The organism is Chromobacterium rhizoryzae (genome assembly GCF_020544465.1).
GTDB lineage: Bacteria > Pseudomonadota > Gammaproteobacteria > Burkholderiales > Chromobacteriaceae > Chromobacterium.
Window position 1 is genome coordinate 27,439 of the sequence record NZ_CP066126.1, and the last position, 16,029, is coordinate 43,467.

The following is a 16,029-nucleotide window of genomic DNA, read 5'->3' on the forward strand; positions in this document are numbered from 1 at the left end:
CGCAGCATCGTACCCGGGCTTTCTAAAAGCCGCGGAGCCTGGCGCGCTCGCGCGCCGGGTTCTCTTTCCACCCATTCGGAGGGCAACCCATGTACGCGGTACTGGGCAATATCGAGTTTGATCTGATCAGTTATTTCGACGGCCTGGAACAGCGCAGCGGCAGCGACTTCGCCGAACACGGCCGCATCGGCGGCAAGCCGGTGCTGCAATTCGTCGGCGACAAGCTGGACGAAATCCGCATCGACCTGGTGCTGCACGCCGCCTACTGCCAGCCGGACGAGGAGCTGCAAAAGCTGCAGGCGGCGCGCCTGCAGCACCAGGCCTTGGCCTTGGTGTTGGGCAACGGCGACTACAAAGGCCGCTTCGTCATCGCCGAACTGCAAAGCACCGGCCGCCAGACCGACCGCAGCGGCAGCCTGCTGGCGGTGGAGGCCCAGCTCAGCCTGCGCGAGTACGGCGGCGACGCGCCGCCCAAGCCCAAGCCGGCGCTGGCCAAGGCCGCCGCCAGCCTGCCCGCGGGCAAGCTCAAGCTGCCGGCCGGGCTGGAGCGCTTCAAGGCCGACATCGCCGGCCTGGCCAAGACCGTGGCCCAGGTCAAAAGCGTGGTGGGCAAGGTCAAGACCGTGATCAACACCGCGCGCGAACTGCGCCAGCTGGCCGGCCGAGACCCGGCTGCGGCGCTGGAAAAGCTGCCCGGCCTGCTCAAGGAGGTGCAGGCGCTGGCCCCCGGACTGCAAGTCAGCGGCGAGCAGATGGCCAAGTTCGAGCAATACAGCAAGCTGGCCGGCGACGCGGTGCGCGTGGGCCAGAGCCTGCAGCAGGCCAAGCTCAATATGACGGCGATGGGCCGGCTGCTGGCCGGCACCCAGGCCGGCCAGGTGCTGGACAAGCTGGCCGCCTGCGAAGAAATCAACGGCCGCTCCGAGGTGGCCTTGCGCGAACTGGCCGAGCCGCTGGCCGGCCTGGCCGCCAAGGCCGCGGTGCGGCGCATCCTGAGGTGAAGCCATGTTCCTGAATCATGTGACTCAAGAAAACGAACGCTGGGACCAGATCGCCTGGCGTTATTACGGCGACGTCGGCCAGATGGCGCAGCTGATCGCCAACAACGCCCACATTCCCATAGGCGAAACCCTGCCCGCCGGCCTGATCCTGGCCGTTCCGGTGCTGGAGGCCGCGGACAGCGAGGCGCTGGAGCAACTGCCGCCGTGGAGGCGCTCATGAGCGACAGCCGCGCGCAAGAGGTGCCGACGCCGGCCTTCGAACTCAGCTACAACGGCAAATCCATTACCGCCGATATTGCCCGCCACGCGCTCAGCGTCAGCTATACCGATCACCTGAGCGGCGAATCCGACGAGCTGGACGTGGAATTGGAAGACGTGGACGGCCGCTGGCTGGACGGCTGGTATCCGGACAAGGGCGCCACGCTGGCGCTCAAACTGGGCTATCGCGGCGCGGCGCTGGTGGCGGCGGGCAGCTTCGACATCGACGAAGTGGAATACCGCTCGCCGCCGTCCACCGTGCGCATCCGCGCGCTGGCCACCGGCGTGCAGCACCCGCTGCGCACCAAGAACGGCCGCGCCTATGAGCAGATCACGCTGCAAGCGCTGGCCCAGCGCATCGCCAAGCGCCACCGGATGAAGCTGCAGGGCAAGATCGAGACGGTGAACATAGACCGGCTGACCCAGTACCACGAAACCGATCTGCAATTCCTGCAACGGGTGGCGGACCAGCACGGCTATGTCTGCAAGGTGATGGACAACAACCGCAAGCTGGTGTTTTGGAAGCGCAGCGACCTGATGCGGAGCGCCAGCGTGCGCCGCTACACCCCGGTCCAGCTGATGGCCTGGCAGGCCCAGGACCAGCTCAGCAAGGTGCCGGCCCAGGTGGACGTCAGCTATCACGACCCGGCCAAGCGCGCGCTGCGCACCGCCAGCGTGCGCGCCGACGCCAAGGCGCCGGGCGGCAAGGCCAGCAGCGCGGACACCGTCAAGCTCACCCGCAAGGCCGCCGGCAAGCGCCAGGCCGAACAGATGGCGGCGGCGGAGCTGGAGCGCCGCCAACTGGACCGCACCCGCATGTCCATCACCGTGGACGGCTCGCCGCAGCTGGCCGCCGGCAGCAATATCGATCTGGACGGCTTCGGCAAACTGTCCGGCCGCTACCAGATCCAGCGCGCCAGCCACCGCATCAGCCGCCAGGACGGCTATGTGTGCGAGCTGGAATTGAAACGGGTGAGCGCCGGCGCCGCCCAAAACCCGCAAAAAGAGAGGAGCAAGCCATGATGGACGTACCCCTGCCGGAAGCGCTGGCCACCCTCAAGTTCGGCAGCGTCTCCGCCGTGGACGCCAATACCCAGCGCGTCCGCGTGCGGCTGCCGGAGTTGGGGCGTCTGCGCACCGCCTGGCTGCCGGTGCTCAGCCGCAAGAGCGGCCGCGACAAGGACTACTGGCTGCCGGACATCGGCGAGCAGGTGGCGGTGCTGCTGGACGCGCGCGGCGAGGACGGCGTGGTGTTGGGCGCCATTTTCTCCGCCGCCGACGCGGTGCCGGTGGCCAGCGTCGATAAATGGCATCGCCGCTTCGCCGACGGCGCGACGCTGGAATACGACCGCGCCGCGCATCAGCTCACCGTCAGCGGCGGGGTGCAAAAAGTGGTGGTGGAAGCCGGGGCGGAAATCGTCCTCAAGGCGGGCGCCAAGGTCAGCATAGACGCGCCGGCCACCGAGATCAGCGGCACCTTGCTGGTCAAGGGTCTGCTCACCTATCAGGGCGGCCTGAACGGTTCCGGCGGCAGCGGCGCCAGCTTCTCCGGCAACATCAGCCAGAGCGGCGGCAGCTTCAACAACGCCGGCGGCGACGTGGTGGCCAGCGGCAAGAGCCTGGCCGGCCATGTGCATCCGGCGCCGGGCGGCATGACGGGCGGGCCGGTGTAGGCGCGGCGCTTAGCTGGGCCGCGGCGGCGTCAAGCACCCAGCCCCGACGGATCTCTCCGTCGGGGCTGGCTTGCGTGTTGAATCAATCCCTTAGAGCAAGCGGTTCAACTCGCTGGCCGCATTCAGCTGCATCGCATGCAGCGGTTCCAGCATGAAGGCGAGGTGCTGGTCTTGCGTTCCGCCGTCTGCGCTCTGCCACAGCAGTTGCAAGGCCGCGCCCAGGCTGCTGTTGGCGGCGTCCAGTTCCAGCAGGTGGCGGCTGGCGATCTGGCGTATGGATTGGCGGCAGCGGCTCAACTCGTCTATCACCGCGTCCAGCACGCCCAATTCCGTATGTTGCTGACGCAGCGCCTGCAATTGGGCGATGGCCTGCCCCAGCTGACGCGTGGCTTGGCCTTCGGCGGCGGAGGGGAGGGAGGAGAGGGCCATGATGAGGTTTCCAATTGATGTCGGCGCAGCCTGTCCGGGACCGATCGGAAGCGGGCAAGTCCATGGCGGGGCGGCTGCCGGCCTGCGCGGGCCGCGTTCCCGGCGTCGGGAAAGCCGGCGCGTCGTGGATTGTCGTCCAGCGCCGAGCTTGGGGTCAAGGCCGGGAAGAGGACTGTCGCGCCCGCGTCGTTTTAGTCCGCATTTCACATTTTCCTTTGCGACTGATCCGCCGCCGGCTATAACCACACTTACAAGTCATGATAAAAGCATGTGTTTTTCTGTGTGTTAATACTAAGTGACTATACGTAGTGCGCTGCATCAGGGAGGGCGGGTCAGCCGCCCGTGAAGCGGCGCCGTCCGTAGCGCGTCGGGTAGGAAACGGCGGCCAAGGGGGCGGATGGCACCGGGGGTTCCAATACAAGGAGCACGATCGATGTCATTGCAACAGTCTGTCACCGCCAGCGCGCGCTGGCGGTGGCTGCTTCTGGCCTGCGTCGCCGCCGGCGCCCAGGCCGCCGACATGCCGGAGGCCTCCGCGGCCGCCGCGCTCAAGGCCTTGAAAAGCACGCCGGCTGGGCGTCACAGCTACTACACCGGCGGCGTGCACAACACCGTAGGCTGTCTGTTGCCGGGCAGTTGCGTCTATCCGCGCAAGCCCGGCGAACCCAGCGATCCGCTGTTCCCCGAGTGGTGGGTCAGCGATTGGACCATGTATCGCATCTTCAATCAGGCGGCGATCCAGCAATACCCGCCGCCGTACGCCTCGCCGCCGGCCGGCATGAGCGAGGGTCAGGACTACGAAAAGTCCTACGGCGCCAGCTACTACGACGCCAGCTATGTGCCGGCGGACGGCGACGGCCGCGGCGCGATGATGGAACACTATGAAAAACGCTGCCTGCCCATCTTCCCCGGCAGCAACCAGTACAGCTGTTCCTTCGTGTCCTTGGGCAACAAGGCTTATTTCCTGCGCTACGCGGACCGGCCCAAGGGCACGCCGCAGTGCTGCCAGTTCTCCTTGGACAATCACCCGCCGCGCCGCGACTTCATCAAGCATCTGCCGTACAACGCCGAGCAGAGCACGCACCTGAACGGCAGCGTCCAGGCGTACTCGCGGATAGTGCAGCCGGGCAGCATCCTGTTCGGCTACGCCTTCTACAAGCAAGCGACCCGCGACGGCGGCAAGGGCGCGCCGTACCGGCACCCGCAGTCCTTCTTCTTCTCAGGCGATCCCGGCTCTCCGCCGGACGCGCCCATGGTCAGCCAGAACTACAGCAACTTCCGCGCGCAGAAGCCGGACCCGAAACGGACCTGGCTCAAAGTGGCCGAGATGTGCCCGGCCAAACCGGAATGGTGCTGCCTGTTCGCCACCGATTGCCCGGACAAGGGCAAGACCGACGCGCCGGCGGCCGACAAGGCCAACGCTCAACCCGACCCGAGTTGGGCCACTTTGCAGCCGTAAAGGAACCGCCATGAGTTATCTCGACTCTCCCCGCATTCACTTTTCCGGCTACTTCCAGTCGGACGTGTCCACCGTCAACAACAATGTCTGTTATTACGACTCCGACGCCTTCAAGGAGGAATACCAGCAGTTGTCCACGACCGGCGGCGACGGCGGTTGGAACCCGCAGGGCACCGCCATCTTCCGCTTCGTCAGTTGCAGCGTCACCGGCGCCAGCCTCAACGGCAAGCCGGTCACCAGCAGCGCGCAGGACCCCATCATCGGCATGGCGATGGAAAACGCCGATTGCCGCGCGCCGGGCAAAATGGCGGACCTGGACCCGCAGCAGCAAATGGTGTCCCAGATCTGGGCGCTGCAAGTGCGGCTGACCGACAATGTCGAGCGCGCGCTGTTCATCGGCGACATGCTGCCGGTGGGCTTCATGAATCTGTGGCAGCGCCAGCAGCAGGGCATCCGCTCGGACCAACTGCTGGCCGCCAACTACCAGTCCATCCTGGAAAACGTGCAATGGCATGGGCACAGCCACTCGCCGGTGTTGGAGGCGCTGCGCAAGGCCAGCCAGCAGGGCCTGCTGGCCATCGAGTTCAATTTGTTCGGCTACGGCCGCGACCCGTCCATTCCCCGCTATACCCAGGGCCATATCGTCGGCACCATCGGTCCTTACCACGACCGCGAACCCCGGCACTTCGTCATGGGCCGGCAAATGACCGCGCAGCTGGACCCCAACCCCAATGAGTATCCGATGGTGCCCTCCGGCGGCGTCTACAGCTTCCAGTGCCAGAACCACCCGGAGCGCCAGACGCTGACCGCGGACTTCGGCAACGCCCTGCCCATCGTCGACGCCAGCGGCGCCTTCGTCGACATGGGCACCTTGACGCTTGGGGTGTTGAAACAGCCGGCGCATGCGCCGATCAGCGGCAATCTGCCCAAGGACCAGGTCATCGTGCTGGGCCAGGTGGCCTACGACCCGCCGCAGCCGGGCGCGGCGGCCAGCGACGAGCCGTCCGAGTGGTATCGCCAGACCGCGGCGATCCAGGACTTCGATTACTCGGCCATCCCCGGCGCCAGGCAGGCGCTGGAAGCTTGCCCGGTGCTGCTGCTGGCGCCGTCCGGCGGCGTGTTCCAGGTGCTGGTGCAGGAGTCCATCGACGGTCTCTATGTGCGTTCCGACGAACACGTGCTGCGGCTGAACGCCGGCCAGCAGCTGCCGGTCAGCTTCTTCGCCAGCCGCTACGGCAAGCCGCTGTCCGCGCAAGTGAACGTGGAACTGCTGCCCAACGGCGCCACCCTGATGGGCGGCGGCCAACCGTTGCCGCCGTCGCCGCCGCACAACAAACCGGTGCTGCCGCCCAGGATCAGCGTGCCGGCGGACGCGGTGCACTATCCGGCCTGTTTCCACACCAACGACAACGGCCACGGCCGCGCGGAGATAGGCGCGATCCCGGCCGGACCGGGCAATCCGCGCGGCTATATCGACGGCCAGTTGTACGGCATCGGCTACCAGCTGCAGCATCAGCCGCAGGGCTATGTCAGCAATTACTGGAACTTTGTCAGCGTACTGGCCTTCAACCGCGTGCCGGTGCCGGAACACCCCACCTGGTACGACGATATCCGGCCCATCTTCGTCCAGTACGGCAACCTCTATCCCATCATGAGCAAATACGTGGTGGACCTGGGCGATTACGACTCCGTGGTGCGCCATGTGGACATCCTCAAACTGGCGTTCGCCCTGCCGATGAGCGACCCCAATCACATGCCGGTGACGCGCGACCTGTCCGAAGACAAACGCGCCATCATCCTCAAGTGGCTGAAGCAGACCGACGCTCAGGGCAAACCGCTCAAGGGCGCGCCGCCGGCCAAGGCCGCCGTCCTGCCCGCGCCGCAAGCGGTGGACACCGACGCGGTGGCGGTGAGCCTCGACGCCTTGCAAGTTGCCGGCAAGACCGCGGTGGTGATGCAACGCCAGGCGCAGCGCAAAGCCGCGCCGTCCAAGGATTGAGGGAGAACAGGCCATGATTCGCTTGCAACGCAGCATCATCCACGGCATCCGCGCCGCCAAGACCGCGGCCGAACTGCACTACTACCTGCAAAACGCGGTGGAACTGGAGCACGCCACCATCCCGCCCTATCTGACCGCGATGTTTTCGCTGAAGCCGGGCTACAACGAGGAAATCCGCCAGCTGATCCACAGCATCGTGATGCAGGAAATGCTGCACATGTGCATCGCGGGCAATATTCTGATCTCCATCGGCGGCCACCCGCAGATCAACAAGCCGCCGTTCATCCCCAAGTATCCGGGGCCCTTGCCGATGTCCATCGGCGGCGATGACTTCATCGTGGGCATCGAGCCCTTTTCCAAGGAGCTGGTGTTCAACACCTTCATGGTGATCGAGGAGCCGGAAGACCCGGTGCCGGTGGAAACGCCCAAGCTCGCCGCCGAGGACGAGCCGGACTACGCCACCATCGGCGAGTTCTACGACGCGATCAAAAAGAAGATCAAGGAACTGGGCGACGGCATCTTCATTCCGGCCACCGTGCCCAAGCAGGTGCTGGGCTGGTTTTCGCCGGAGCGGCTGTTCCCCATCAAGGACATCGCCAGCGCCCTGCACGCCATCAACATCATCATCGTTGAAGGCGAGGGCACCAGCACCAATCCGAACCAATCGCCGGGCAACCCGGCGCACTACTACAAGTTCGGCGAAATCTACTACGGCCGCCGCATCGTCAGCACCCCGGACGGCGGCTACGCCTACGCCGGCGCGGAAGTGCCCTACGACCCGGCCGGGGTCTACCCCATGGTGTCCAATCCGCAGGATTACGACTACCAGGACAATACCCAGGCCAAGGTGAGGGTGGAAGCCTACGCCTACAGCTACAGCAGCCTGCTCAACGCCCTGCACCAGGCTTTCAACGGCGAGCCCAAGCGCATCGACACCGCCATCGGCCTGATGTACGACCTCAAAGTGCAGGCGGTCAGCCTGATGGAGACCCCAGTGGCGCCGGGCAGCGCGCAGACGGCCGGGCCCAGCTATCGCTACGTCAACACGCAAGGAGGCATGGACACCAGCGATTAAACGCGTCGGCGGAGGAGTAGCGCCCAAGCGGTCCGGTTAGCGCCGGACCGCGTTTGCCGTCTCTTCCGCCTCGTCGGCGCGCCGCGCGAGGATGTCGCGGCGCGCGGCGGATCATGAACCGGTTTTCTAGGAGCACAGCCATGCCACTGTCAGCCAGCAAGCCAGGCCTCAGCGACGCCGCGGGCGGCCGCAGCGCCGGGGCCATGACCATGCAGCGTTTCAGCGTGCCGTTCGAATACCCGGTGTATTTCGGGCGCGGCCTGCTGAGCGACCCCGGCAACCCGCTGTTGCGGCAAGCCATCTGCCGGCGGGAGCCGGAACGGCGGCACCGCTTCGTGGCGCTCATCGACCAAGAAGTGGCCGCCGCCCACCCGCAGCTGCCGGCCGCTTTCGAACGCTACGCCCGGCGTCACCGCGCCGCGCTGGAACTGGCCGCGCCGCCGCGTCTGGCCCAGGGCGGCGAGGCGTGCAAGAACGAGCCGGAGCAGCTGCTCGCGCTGCAAAGCTGGCTGCAGCAATGCCATGTGGACCGCCACAGCTGCCTGGTCATCGTCGGCGGCGGCGCGCTGCTGGACATGGCCGGTTTCGCCGCGGCCACCACACACCGCGGCGTGCGCGTGGTGCGCATGCCCACCACCGTGCTGGCGCAGAACGACTCCGGAGTCGGCGTCAAAACCGCGGTCAACGCCTTCGGCGCCAAGAACTTCCTCGGCGCCTTCGCCCCGCCGTTCGCCGTGCTCAACGATTACGACTTCATCGCCAGTCTGCCGCGCCGCGACCGCATCGCCGGCATCGCCGAGGCGGTGAAAGTGGCGGCGATACGCGACCGCGCCTTCTTCGACTGGCTGGACGCCAACGCCGAAGCGCTGGCCGCCGGCGACGACGAAGCGATGCAATGGATGATACGGCGCTGCGCCGAACTGCACCTGAACCACATCGGCCAGGGCGGCGACCCCTTCGAGTTCGGCAGCGCCCGGCCGCTGGATTTCGGCCACTGGGCCGCGCACAAGCTGGAAGCGCTGAGCGGCTACGCGCTGCGCCACGGCGAGGCGGTGGCGATAGGCCTGGCGCTGGACTGCCGCTACGCGGTGCTGACCGGCCTGTTGCGCGAAGCCGCCCAGCTCAGCCTGCACCGGCTGCTGCTGCGGCTGGGCTTTGCGCTGTGGCACCCGGCGCTGGACTGGCGCGACGGCGAGCGCCGCCAGGTGCTGGCCGGGCTGGATGAGTTCCGCGAACACCTTGGCGGCGATCTGACCATCACCCTGCTGCAGCGTCTGGGGCAGGGGGTGGAAGTGCACGCCATCGACGCGGATCGGATGAACGCGGCCATAGACTGGCTGCGCGACAGGAGCGATGACCATGTTGCTGCTTGACCCCCAACAACGGCCGGACAGCGTGTCGGCCCCCCATTTGCCCGCGGTCCACATGAGCTACTGCAGCAATATCCATCCCGGCGAAAGCTGGCAGGAATTGCGCGCTCAACTGGGCTTCCACCTGCCGCGCATCAAGGCGCGGGTGGCGCCGGACCGGCCGTTCGGCCTTGGCCTGCGGCTGTCCGCGCTGGCGGCGCGGCAACTGGAAGAGCCGCCGGCGCAGGCGGAATTCCGCGACTTTCTGGCCGAGCACCAATGCTATGTGTTCACCCTCAACGGCTTCCCCTTCGGCGCCTTCCACCGGCAAGCGGTGAAGGACGGCGTCTACCTGCCGGACTGGCGCGACCCGCAGCGGCTGATCTACAGCAACCGGCTGGCCCAGCTGCTGGCGGATCTGCTGCCGGCGGAACTGGAATACGGCAGCGTCAGCACCGTGCCCGGCGGCTACCGCCAGCACCTGAGCGGCGACGGCAGCGGCGCGCTGTGGATCGCCACCCATCTGCTGGAGCACGCCGCCTTCCTGCACCGGCTGCGGCAGGACAGCGGCCGCCGCATCGTGCTGGCGCTGGAACCGGAACCGGATTGCCTGCTGGCCACCAGCGAAGACGCGGTCGCCTTCTTCGAACTGCACCTCCTGAGCCGGGCCGCGCTCAACCAGGTGGCCAAATGGTGCGGCGTCAAACGCGAGGAGGCCGAAGCCATCGTGCGCCGCCACCTGGGCGTATGCCTGGACGCCTGCCACGCCGCGGTGGAGTACGAACAGCCGGAAGACGCGGTGGCGCGGCTGGACCAGGCCGGCATCGCCATCGCCAAGCTGCAGCTCAGCGCCGGCCTGCGCGTGACCCGGCCGGACCGGATGGCGGCCGAGGCGCTGCGCGCCTTCGCCGAAGACACCTATCTGCACCAAGTGGTGGCGCGGCGCGGCAGCGAGCTGTGGCGTTATCCGGACCTGCCGGCGGCGCTGGCGGCGTTGCCGCGGCAGCCGGCCGACGAATGGCGCATCCACTTCCACGTGCCCATCTGCCACGCCGCGCTGGGGCCGTTCGCCAGCACCCAGGATTTCCTGTCGCGGCTGCTGGCGCTGCAACGCCAGCGCCCGCTGAGCGGACATCTGGAAGTGGAAACCTATAGCTGGGGCGTGTTGCCGCCGGCCCATCGCCAGGGCGACCTGGGCGAGGCGATCTGCCGGGAACTGCAATGGGCGGAGGGCCAGCTGCGATGAGCGGCCAGCCCGCGCTGCCCATACCCAAGACCAGCGCCCGGCGGCGGCTGTCGCGGCGGCACGCGCGCCAGACCCGCCGGCGCGTGGCCGGGGTCTGGTCGCTGGCGCTGCGGCTGGGGCGGGTGTCCAACCTGCCCACGGTGTGGAGCAACGTCCTCGTCGGCGCCGCGCTGTCCGGCCACGTCGCGGCCGGCGGCCCGCTCGCCTTGCTGCTGTTGTCGCTGTCGCTGATCTATGTGGCCGGCATGTATCTGAACGACGTCTGCGACCGCCACATCGACGCGCGCGAACGGCCGGAACGGCCGATACCCGCCGGGCTGGCGTCGGCCCGGCTGGTGCTGCTGGCCGGCTCGGCGCAGTTGGCCGTCGGCGTCGCCCTGCTGGCGGCGCTGGGCCTGTCCGCCTTGCTGGCCGGCCTGTGCCTGGCCGCCACCGTGGTGCTTTACGACCTCTGGCACAAGGGCAACCCCTTGAGCCCGCTGCTGATGGGCCTGTGCCGGATGCAGGTCTATCTGATCAGCGGCCTGGCGCTCGGCGCCGGCGCGCTGTCCGGCCCGCTGCTGCTGGCGGCGCTGGCGCTGCTGGCTTACCTGATCGCGCTGACTTACGTGGCCAAGCAGGAAGGCCGCGCCGGCCTGGGCCGCTTGGCGCCGCTGCTGGGCCTGGCCGCGCCGCCGCTCTACCTGCTCAGCCAACCGTTCCAGCCCTGGGCGTTGCCCTTCCTGCTGCTCAGCCTGGGCTGGAGCGCGCATTGCCTGCGGCTGGCCCGGCCCGGACCCGGCCGCGACATGCCGCGCGCCGTCGGCGGCCTGATTGCCGGCATCGCCCTGGCGGACGCCTTGTTCATCGCCGCCGCGGGCCTGCCGCAGTGGGCGGCGCTGGCGGTCCTGGCCGCCTGGCTGACCCGGAGCTGGCAACGCCGGGTGCCGGGCACTTGAACGGAGAATCTGCGCGATGGAAACGCAAACCATGCTGGCGGACCAACTGCACGCCAGCCTGCTGGACGCGGCGGACCGCCACAACGCCGCCCAGGCGCTGGTGTGGCTGGAGTCCTGTCGCCGTCTGACCGCCGCCGTGCCGGAGCCCGCCGCCGCGCGCCGGCTGTTCAGCGTGGCCAACCGGCAACTGGCGGCGCTGACCCTGTTGCCCAAGGGCGCGATCAAGGCCTTGCAGGCCCAGCATGTGCTGGCCGCCGAAGCCTGGTCGCCCGGCGACGCCGGCCGTGCGCTGCTGCTGCTGCGCGCCCTGGCCGCCGGCGCCGGCGCGGCGCTGGCCTTCGATCTGTATCGCGGCGGCGACAGCCTGGAACAGCAGGCGGTGGTCAAGGCGCTGATCCTGCTGCCCAGGCCGGAAGACTGGCTGGCGCTGGCCACCGACGCCAGCCGCAGCCACGTGGCCGGCGTGTTCCAGGCGCTGGCCTGCGACAACGCCTACCCGGCGCAACAGTTTCCCGATCTCAATTTCAACCAGCTGGTGCTCAAGGCGCTGTTCACCGGCGCGCCGGCGCGGCATATCGCCGGCCTGGAGCGGCGCTGGAGCCCGGAGCTGGAACAGATGGTGGCCGCTTACGCCAGCGAGCGCCGCGCCGCCGGCCGCAGCGTGTCCGACGACGTCGTTTTCCTACTGCAAGGACTGCATCATGAAAATGTTTGATCCGCACATCCACATGACCTCCCGCACCACCGACGATTACCAGGCGATGAGCCGGGCCGGCATCAGCGTGGTGGTGGAGCCGGCGTTCTGGATGGGCCAGCCGCGGCGGCACGTCGGCAGCTTCGACGATTATTTCCTGTCGCTGCTGGGCTGGGAGCGCTTCCGCGCCGCGCAATTCGGCATCCGCCACTTCTGCACCCTGGGCCTCAACCCCAAGGAAACCAACAACCCGGACGTGGCCGACGGCGTGATGGCGCTGCTGGAGCGTTATCTGGACAAGGACGGCGTGGTGGCGGTGGGGGAAATCGGCTTCGACGACGAAACCGAGGCCGAGGAGCGCTACTTCGCCCGCCAGCTGGAACTGGCGATACAGTTCGACCTGCCGGCGCTGGTCCACACCCCGCACCGCGACAAGAAGGCCGGCACCCTGCGCAGCCTGGCCCTGGTGCGCGACAGCGGCATCGCGCCGGAACGGGTGCTGATCGACCACAACACCGAAGAAACCCTGCCGCTGGTGCTGGACTCCGGCTGCTGGGCCGGCCACTCCATCTATCCCAACACCAAGATGGACGAACCGAGGATGGTGGCGCTGGTGCGCCAGTACGGCAGCGAACGCATCATCATCAACAGCGCGGCCGACTGGGGCGTCAGCGACCCGCTGAAAGTGCCCAAGACCGTGGAGGCGATGCGCGCCGCCGGCATCGCCGAGCGCGACATCGAAACCATAGTCTGGCGCAATCCGCTGGACTTCTTCGCCCAGAGCGGCCGTCTGGACATCGAAGAAGCCAACAGCCCGCTGGCGGTGGACCAGCGCCGGCTGTACCAGGGCAACTCCGTGCTGCGCGGCCAAAATCCGCAGGTGGACATCGTGGACTGACATCATGCAACGCACCCTCGTTCTCAACGTGGTGGGCCTGACGCCGCAGCTGCTGCGGCACGCGCCGCACCTGAGCCGGCTGGCGGAGCGCGGCGCGCAGCGCCCGATCACCGCGGTGACGCCGGCGCTGACCTGCCCGGCGCAGGCCACTTATCTGACCGGTCAGCTGCCGCAGGCGCACGGTTGCGTCGCCAACGGCTGGTATTCGCGCGAACTGGCGGAGCCTTTGTTCTGGAAGCAGAACAACGCCTTGATCCAGGGCGAGAAACTCTGGCACGAGGCCCGGCGCCTGCACGCCGGCTTCAGCTGCGCGCAGTTGTTCTGGTGGTACAACATGTACGCCGACGTGGACTGGAGCGTGACCCCGCGGCCCATCTACAAGGCAGACGGCCGCAAGCTCCCGGACTTTTACTGCAACCCGCCGGAACTGCACGCGGAACTGCGCCAGAAGCTGGGCGATTTCCCGTTATTCCACTTTTGGGGGCCGGCGGCGGACATCCGCTCCAGCCGCTGGATCGCGGACTGCGCCTTGCATCTGTACCGCTCGCGCCAGCCCACGCTGACCCTGGTTTACTTGCCGCATCTGGATTACTGCCTGCAAAGGCTGGGGCCGGACCATACGGAGGTGGCGGCGGAGGTAGCGGCAGTGGATCAGTTGTGCGGCGAACTGATTGAGCAGGCGGAGCGCGACGGCAGCCGCGTCATCGCGCTGTCCGAGTACGGGGTCACGCCGGTCAGCAACGATATCGCGATCAACCGCATCCTGCGCATGGCCGGCTGGCTCAAGGTGCGGGAGGAGCAGGGCGAGGACAAGCTGGATTGCGGCGCGTCGGCGGCCTTTGCGCTGGCGGACCATCAGATCGCACATGTCTATGTGCGCCAGCCGGAGCTGGTGCCGGAGGTGAAGGCCTTGTTGCTGGAGCTGGACGGGGTGGAGATGGTGTTGGATCAGGCCGGCAAGCGTTTGCTGGGGCTGGATCATCCGCGCTCCGGCGAGCTGGTGGCGGTGAGCCGGCCGGATCGCTGGTTCAGTTATTACTATTGGCTGGACGACGCGCACGCGCCGGACTTCGCCCGCACGGTGGATATCCACCGCAAGCCGGGTTACGACCCGGTGGAGTTGTTCCTGGACCCGACCTTGAACTGGCCGAAGTTGAGCATTGGCTGGACTTTGCTCAAGCGCAAGCTGGGCATGCGCAGTTTGTTGGAGGTGATTCCGCTGGACCCGTCCTTGGTGCGGGGTTCGCATGGCCGTCCCACCTTGAACCCGGAGCACGGGCCGTTGATGATCAGTTCCTTGCCGGACAGTTTGCCGCCGGGGTCGGTGCCGGCGACGGCGGTGCGGGACATCATCATGGATCATATGTTTGGGGAGGTGGAGACGCGGCTGGCGTATGGGGCGCACGGGGTGATGGAGTAGGGCGGAAGCCCCGCGTGGGCTTTTTATGGGGTTTGTGCCTTTGGGGGCTCTGTGTTTGGAGAGGATTGTTTTGTTGAATCCGCTGTGCGGATGATGATTTTGATTGCCGGGGCTGCCCGGCTGGCAGGAAGAGGAATTTGCTCGGCCAAATTCCCTATCACTGAGCGAATCAAAGATTCGCACGTAGACACCCCAAAGGCCGCCCTGCAAGCCTGGTCTACGGCTTCCCGCCGGTTCCCGTCAGGCCCGAGGCGCGGCTGAACTCGCGATTTGCTAACGTCAAATCGCTCAAACAGGGCCGCCGCTTAAGACCTCGGGCCTGCCACCCGACGGCAGGCTTGAAGGGACTAGGGGTGCGTCGAATACGTGGTTTCTTCTTGGTTCTTTGGAGATATCCACAGATCGGGTGGAATTGGATAGTTATCCCCAAAAGGGTGCTACTTAGCCAAGTCATTGATCTTTTTTAAGAGAGCAGATCTTCTCGTGTAGCGCCCAGGTGTCCCCTCGGGGTTTCGCGTCCTGGGGGACGAGGGGGGATGAAAGGGGGCGGCGGCCCGCCCCCTCCCCGTCTTATTCCCTCGCGACGCTGCGCTTGCCTCGCTCGGTCAGCGCGGAAAGCGGCACCTAAATCAATATCCGCGCAGCGGATTCAAAACCAGATCACTCAACAAGTAAGCCACGCTCAAGCAAACCAACCACCCTACCTTGACCCCGCCCGCCCCCTCGGCAACAATCCCCCGTTGCCGCCAAAACAAGCGGCACACGGGATTGGCGTCCCGTTTCCGAAGTCGACAAGCCAACGCAGCATGCTGCGTTGGCTGCTTTATCCATGGCAAGGCCGTTTTGGCAGGCGCATGGTGGGAGAGCGCTATGCGCTCGCCGGCAAGACTTCGGACCGGTACGCCAATCCTGCCACGCGCCTGCCTCACCTCAGCTTCCCCGGCAGGTGGTTTATCTTGTGTCACAGCAGGAGAAACACCATGCAACATTCTCAAAACTTCCCCCGTCGTCGTCGCTACAAACTGCACTCGCTGGAACAGCAGGAAGCCTTGCTTCCCTTTGTTCGCTTCTGCCCCGGCCGCACCTATCGGCATTACTGGCAAATGCCCACGCCCCGTAAGGATTACCCCGCCGACAGCGCCTATGGCCGCGAATGCGCGGCCCATTTGCTGCAATGGATGAAGGACAACCGCGAGTACGTCGGCAAAGGTCTGCTCAGCCGCGTGGCGCGCGACATCGATTTTGACGACCGCGACGGACGCGGCCAGTGGATGGGTTTCTTCAACTATCTGGAAATCATGATGCTGCTGGGCGCCGACCGGGTCCGGGTTTACCGCCATGTAGACAGCCAACACCAGATCTACCTGGCGCTGGGACAGCGCTTCAGCCTGGAGGCGCGCTTCCGCCGCATCCGGCTGCGAAACCGCTAAGCGCCTTGCGGTGGGTATCGCTGCGCTCCACCCACCCTACGGTGGAGGGTCTTGTAGGGTGGGAGGAGCCGAGAGGCGATACCCACCAAACCCCGCCATTGAGACCCAAGCATTGATCCCATCGCGTTTCCGCGTGGGTATCGCTGCGCTCCACCCACCC

The 16,029-nt window shown here is 66.8% G+C and carries 15 protein-coding genes; 14 read left to right on the forward strand and 1 reads right to left on the reverse strand.

What is annotated here, in order from left to right; genetic code table 11:
* Positions 1-89 precede the first annotated feature (89 nt).
* From JC616_RS00120 to JC616_RS00135, 4 genes are read left to right on the forward strand one after another with little or no spacing between them, the layout of a single operon-like run.
* Positions 90-1,001 (forward strand): phage tail protein, encoded by a 912-nt coding sequence (locus JC616_RS00120; protein ID WP_227106019.1) that lies wholly within the window; start codon positions 90-92, stop codon positions 999-1,001.
* Positions 1,002-1,005: 4 nt separating this feature from the next.
* A complete protein-coding gene (locus JC616_RS00125; RefSeq protein WP_107801528.1) occupies positions 1,006-1,221 on the forward strand; it encodes a tail protein X in 216 nt (71 codons plus the stop codon).
* The gene (locus JC616_RS00130) at positions 1,218-2,282 is read left to right on the forward strand and encodes a phage late control D family protein (RefSeq protein ID WP_227106021.1); all 1,065 of its coding nucleotides are present in this window, start codon (positions 1,218-1,220) and stop codon (positions 2,280-2,282) included. The genes JC616_RS00125 and JC616_RS00130 overlap by 4 nt, the downstream gene beginning before the upstream one ends.
* Positions 2,279-2,932 carry a phage baseplate assembly protein V gene (locus JC616_RS00135; RefSeq protein ID WP_227106023.1) on the forward strand — a complete coding sequence of 218 codons (654 nt, stop codon included), beginning with the start codon at positions 2,279-2,281 and terminating at the stop codon, positions 2,930-2,932. Before JC616_RS00130 ends, JC616_RS00135 begins: the two co-directional genes overlap by 4 nt.
* A 90-nt stretch (positions 2,933-3,022) precedes the next feature.
* Here JC616_RS00135 and JC616_RS00140 read toward each other — a convergent pair whose 3' ends face one another.
* Positions 3,023-3,361: a hypothetical protein gene (locus JC616_RS00140; protein WP_107801526.1), complete on the reverse strand. Its 339-nt coding sequence runs from the start codon at positions 3,359-3,361 to the stop codon at positions 3,023-3,025.
* Between the two features lie 433 nt (positions 3,362-3,794).
* Here JC616_RS00140 and JC616_RS00145 point away from each other — a divergent pair, with 433 nt between their 5' ends.
* The 10 genes from JC616_RS00145 to JC616_RS00190 all read left to right on the forward strand — a co-directional run bounded on the left by JC616_RS00145 (position 3,795) and on the right by JC616_RS00190 (position 15,869).
* On the forward strand, positions 3,795-4,820 hold the full coding sequence (locus tag JC616_RS00145; protein ID WP_227106024.1) for a hypothetical protein: 1,026 nt from the start codon (positions 3,795-3,797) through the stop codon (positions 4,818-4,820).
* Between the two features lie 10 nt (positions 4,821-4,830).
* Positions 4,831-6,819: a hypothetical protein gene (locus JC616_RS00150; RefSeq protein ID WP_227106027.1), complete on the forward strand. Its 1,989-nt coding sequence runs from the start codon at positions 4,831-4,833 to the stop codon at positions 6,817-6,819.
* Positions 6,820-6,832: 13 nt separating this feature from the next.
* Entirely contained in the window at positions 6,833-7,894 is a 1,062-nt protein-coding gene (locus JC616_RS00155; RefSeq protein WP_227106029.1) for a ferritin-like domain-containing protein, read from the forward strand.
* A 140-nt stretch (positions 7,895-8,034) separates the two neighbouring features.
* Positions 8,035-9,267, forward strand: a complete 1,233-nt coding sequence (locus JC616_RS00160) for a 3-dehydroquinate synthase (protein WP_199225977.1) — start codon at positions 8,035-8,037, stop codon at positions 9,265-9,267.
* Complete coding sequence (gene eboE / locus JC616_RS00165; RefSeq protein ID WP_158274405.1) at positions 9,254-10,489, forward strand: metabolite traffic protein EboE; 1,236 nt, start codon at positions 9,254-9,256, stop codon at positions 10,487-10,489. The genes JC616_RS00160 and eboE overlap by 14 nt, the downstream gene beginning before the upstream one ends.
* The gene (locus tag JC616_RS00170; RefSeq protein ID WP_227106030.1) at positions 10,486-11,427 is read left to right on the forward strand and encodes a UbiA family prenyltransferase; all 942 of its coding nucleotides are present in this window, start codon (positions 10,486-10,488) and stop codon (positions 11,425-11,427) included. Before eboE ends, JC616_RS00170 begins: the two co-directional genes overlap by 4 nt.
* A 16-nt stretch (positions 11,428-11,443) precedes the next feature.
* Entirely contained in the window at positions 11,444-12,142 is a 699-nt protein-coding gene (locus JC616_RS00175) for an EboA domain-containing protein (RefSeq protein ID WP_107801522.1), read from the forward strand.
* Positions 12,129-13,019, forward strand: a complete 891-nt coding sequence (locus JC616_RS00180) for a TatD family hydrolase (protein ID WP_199225975.1) — start codon at positions 12,129-12,131, stop codon at positions 13,017-13,019. The genes JC616_RS00175 and JC616_RS00180 overlap by 14 nt, the downstream gene beginning before the upstream one ends.
* A 4-nt stretch (positions 13,020-13,023) precedes the next feature.
* Positions 13,024-14,439 carry an alkaline phosphatase family protein gene (locus JC616_RS00185; RefSeq protein ID WP_107801520.1) on the forward strand — a complete coding sequence of 472 codons (1,416 nt, stop codon included), beginning with the start codon at positions 13,024-13,026 and terminating at the stop codon, positions 14,437-14,439.
* Between the two features lie 980 nt (positions 14,440-15,419).
* On the forward strand, positions 15,420-15,869 hold the full coding sequence (locus JC616_RS00190) for a hypothetical protein (RefSeq protein ID WP_227106031.1): 450 nt from the start codon (positions 15,420-15,422) through the stop codon (positions 15,867-15,869).
* The last annotated feature ends 160 nt before the right edge of the window (positions 15,870-16,029 follow it).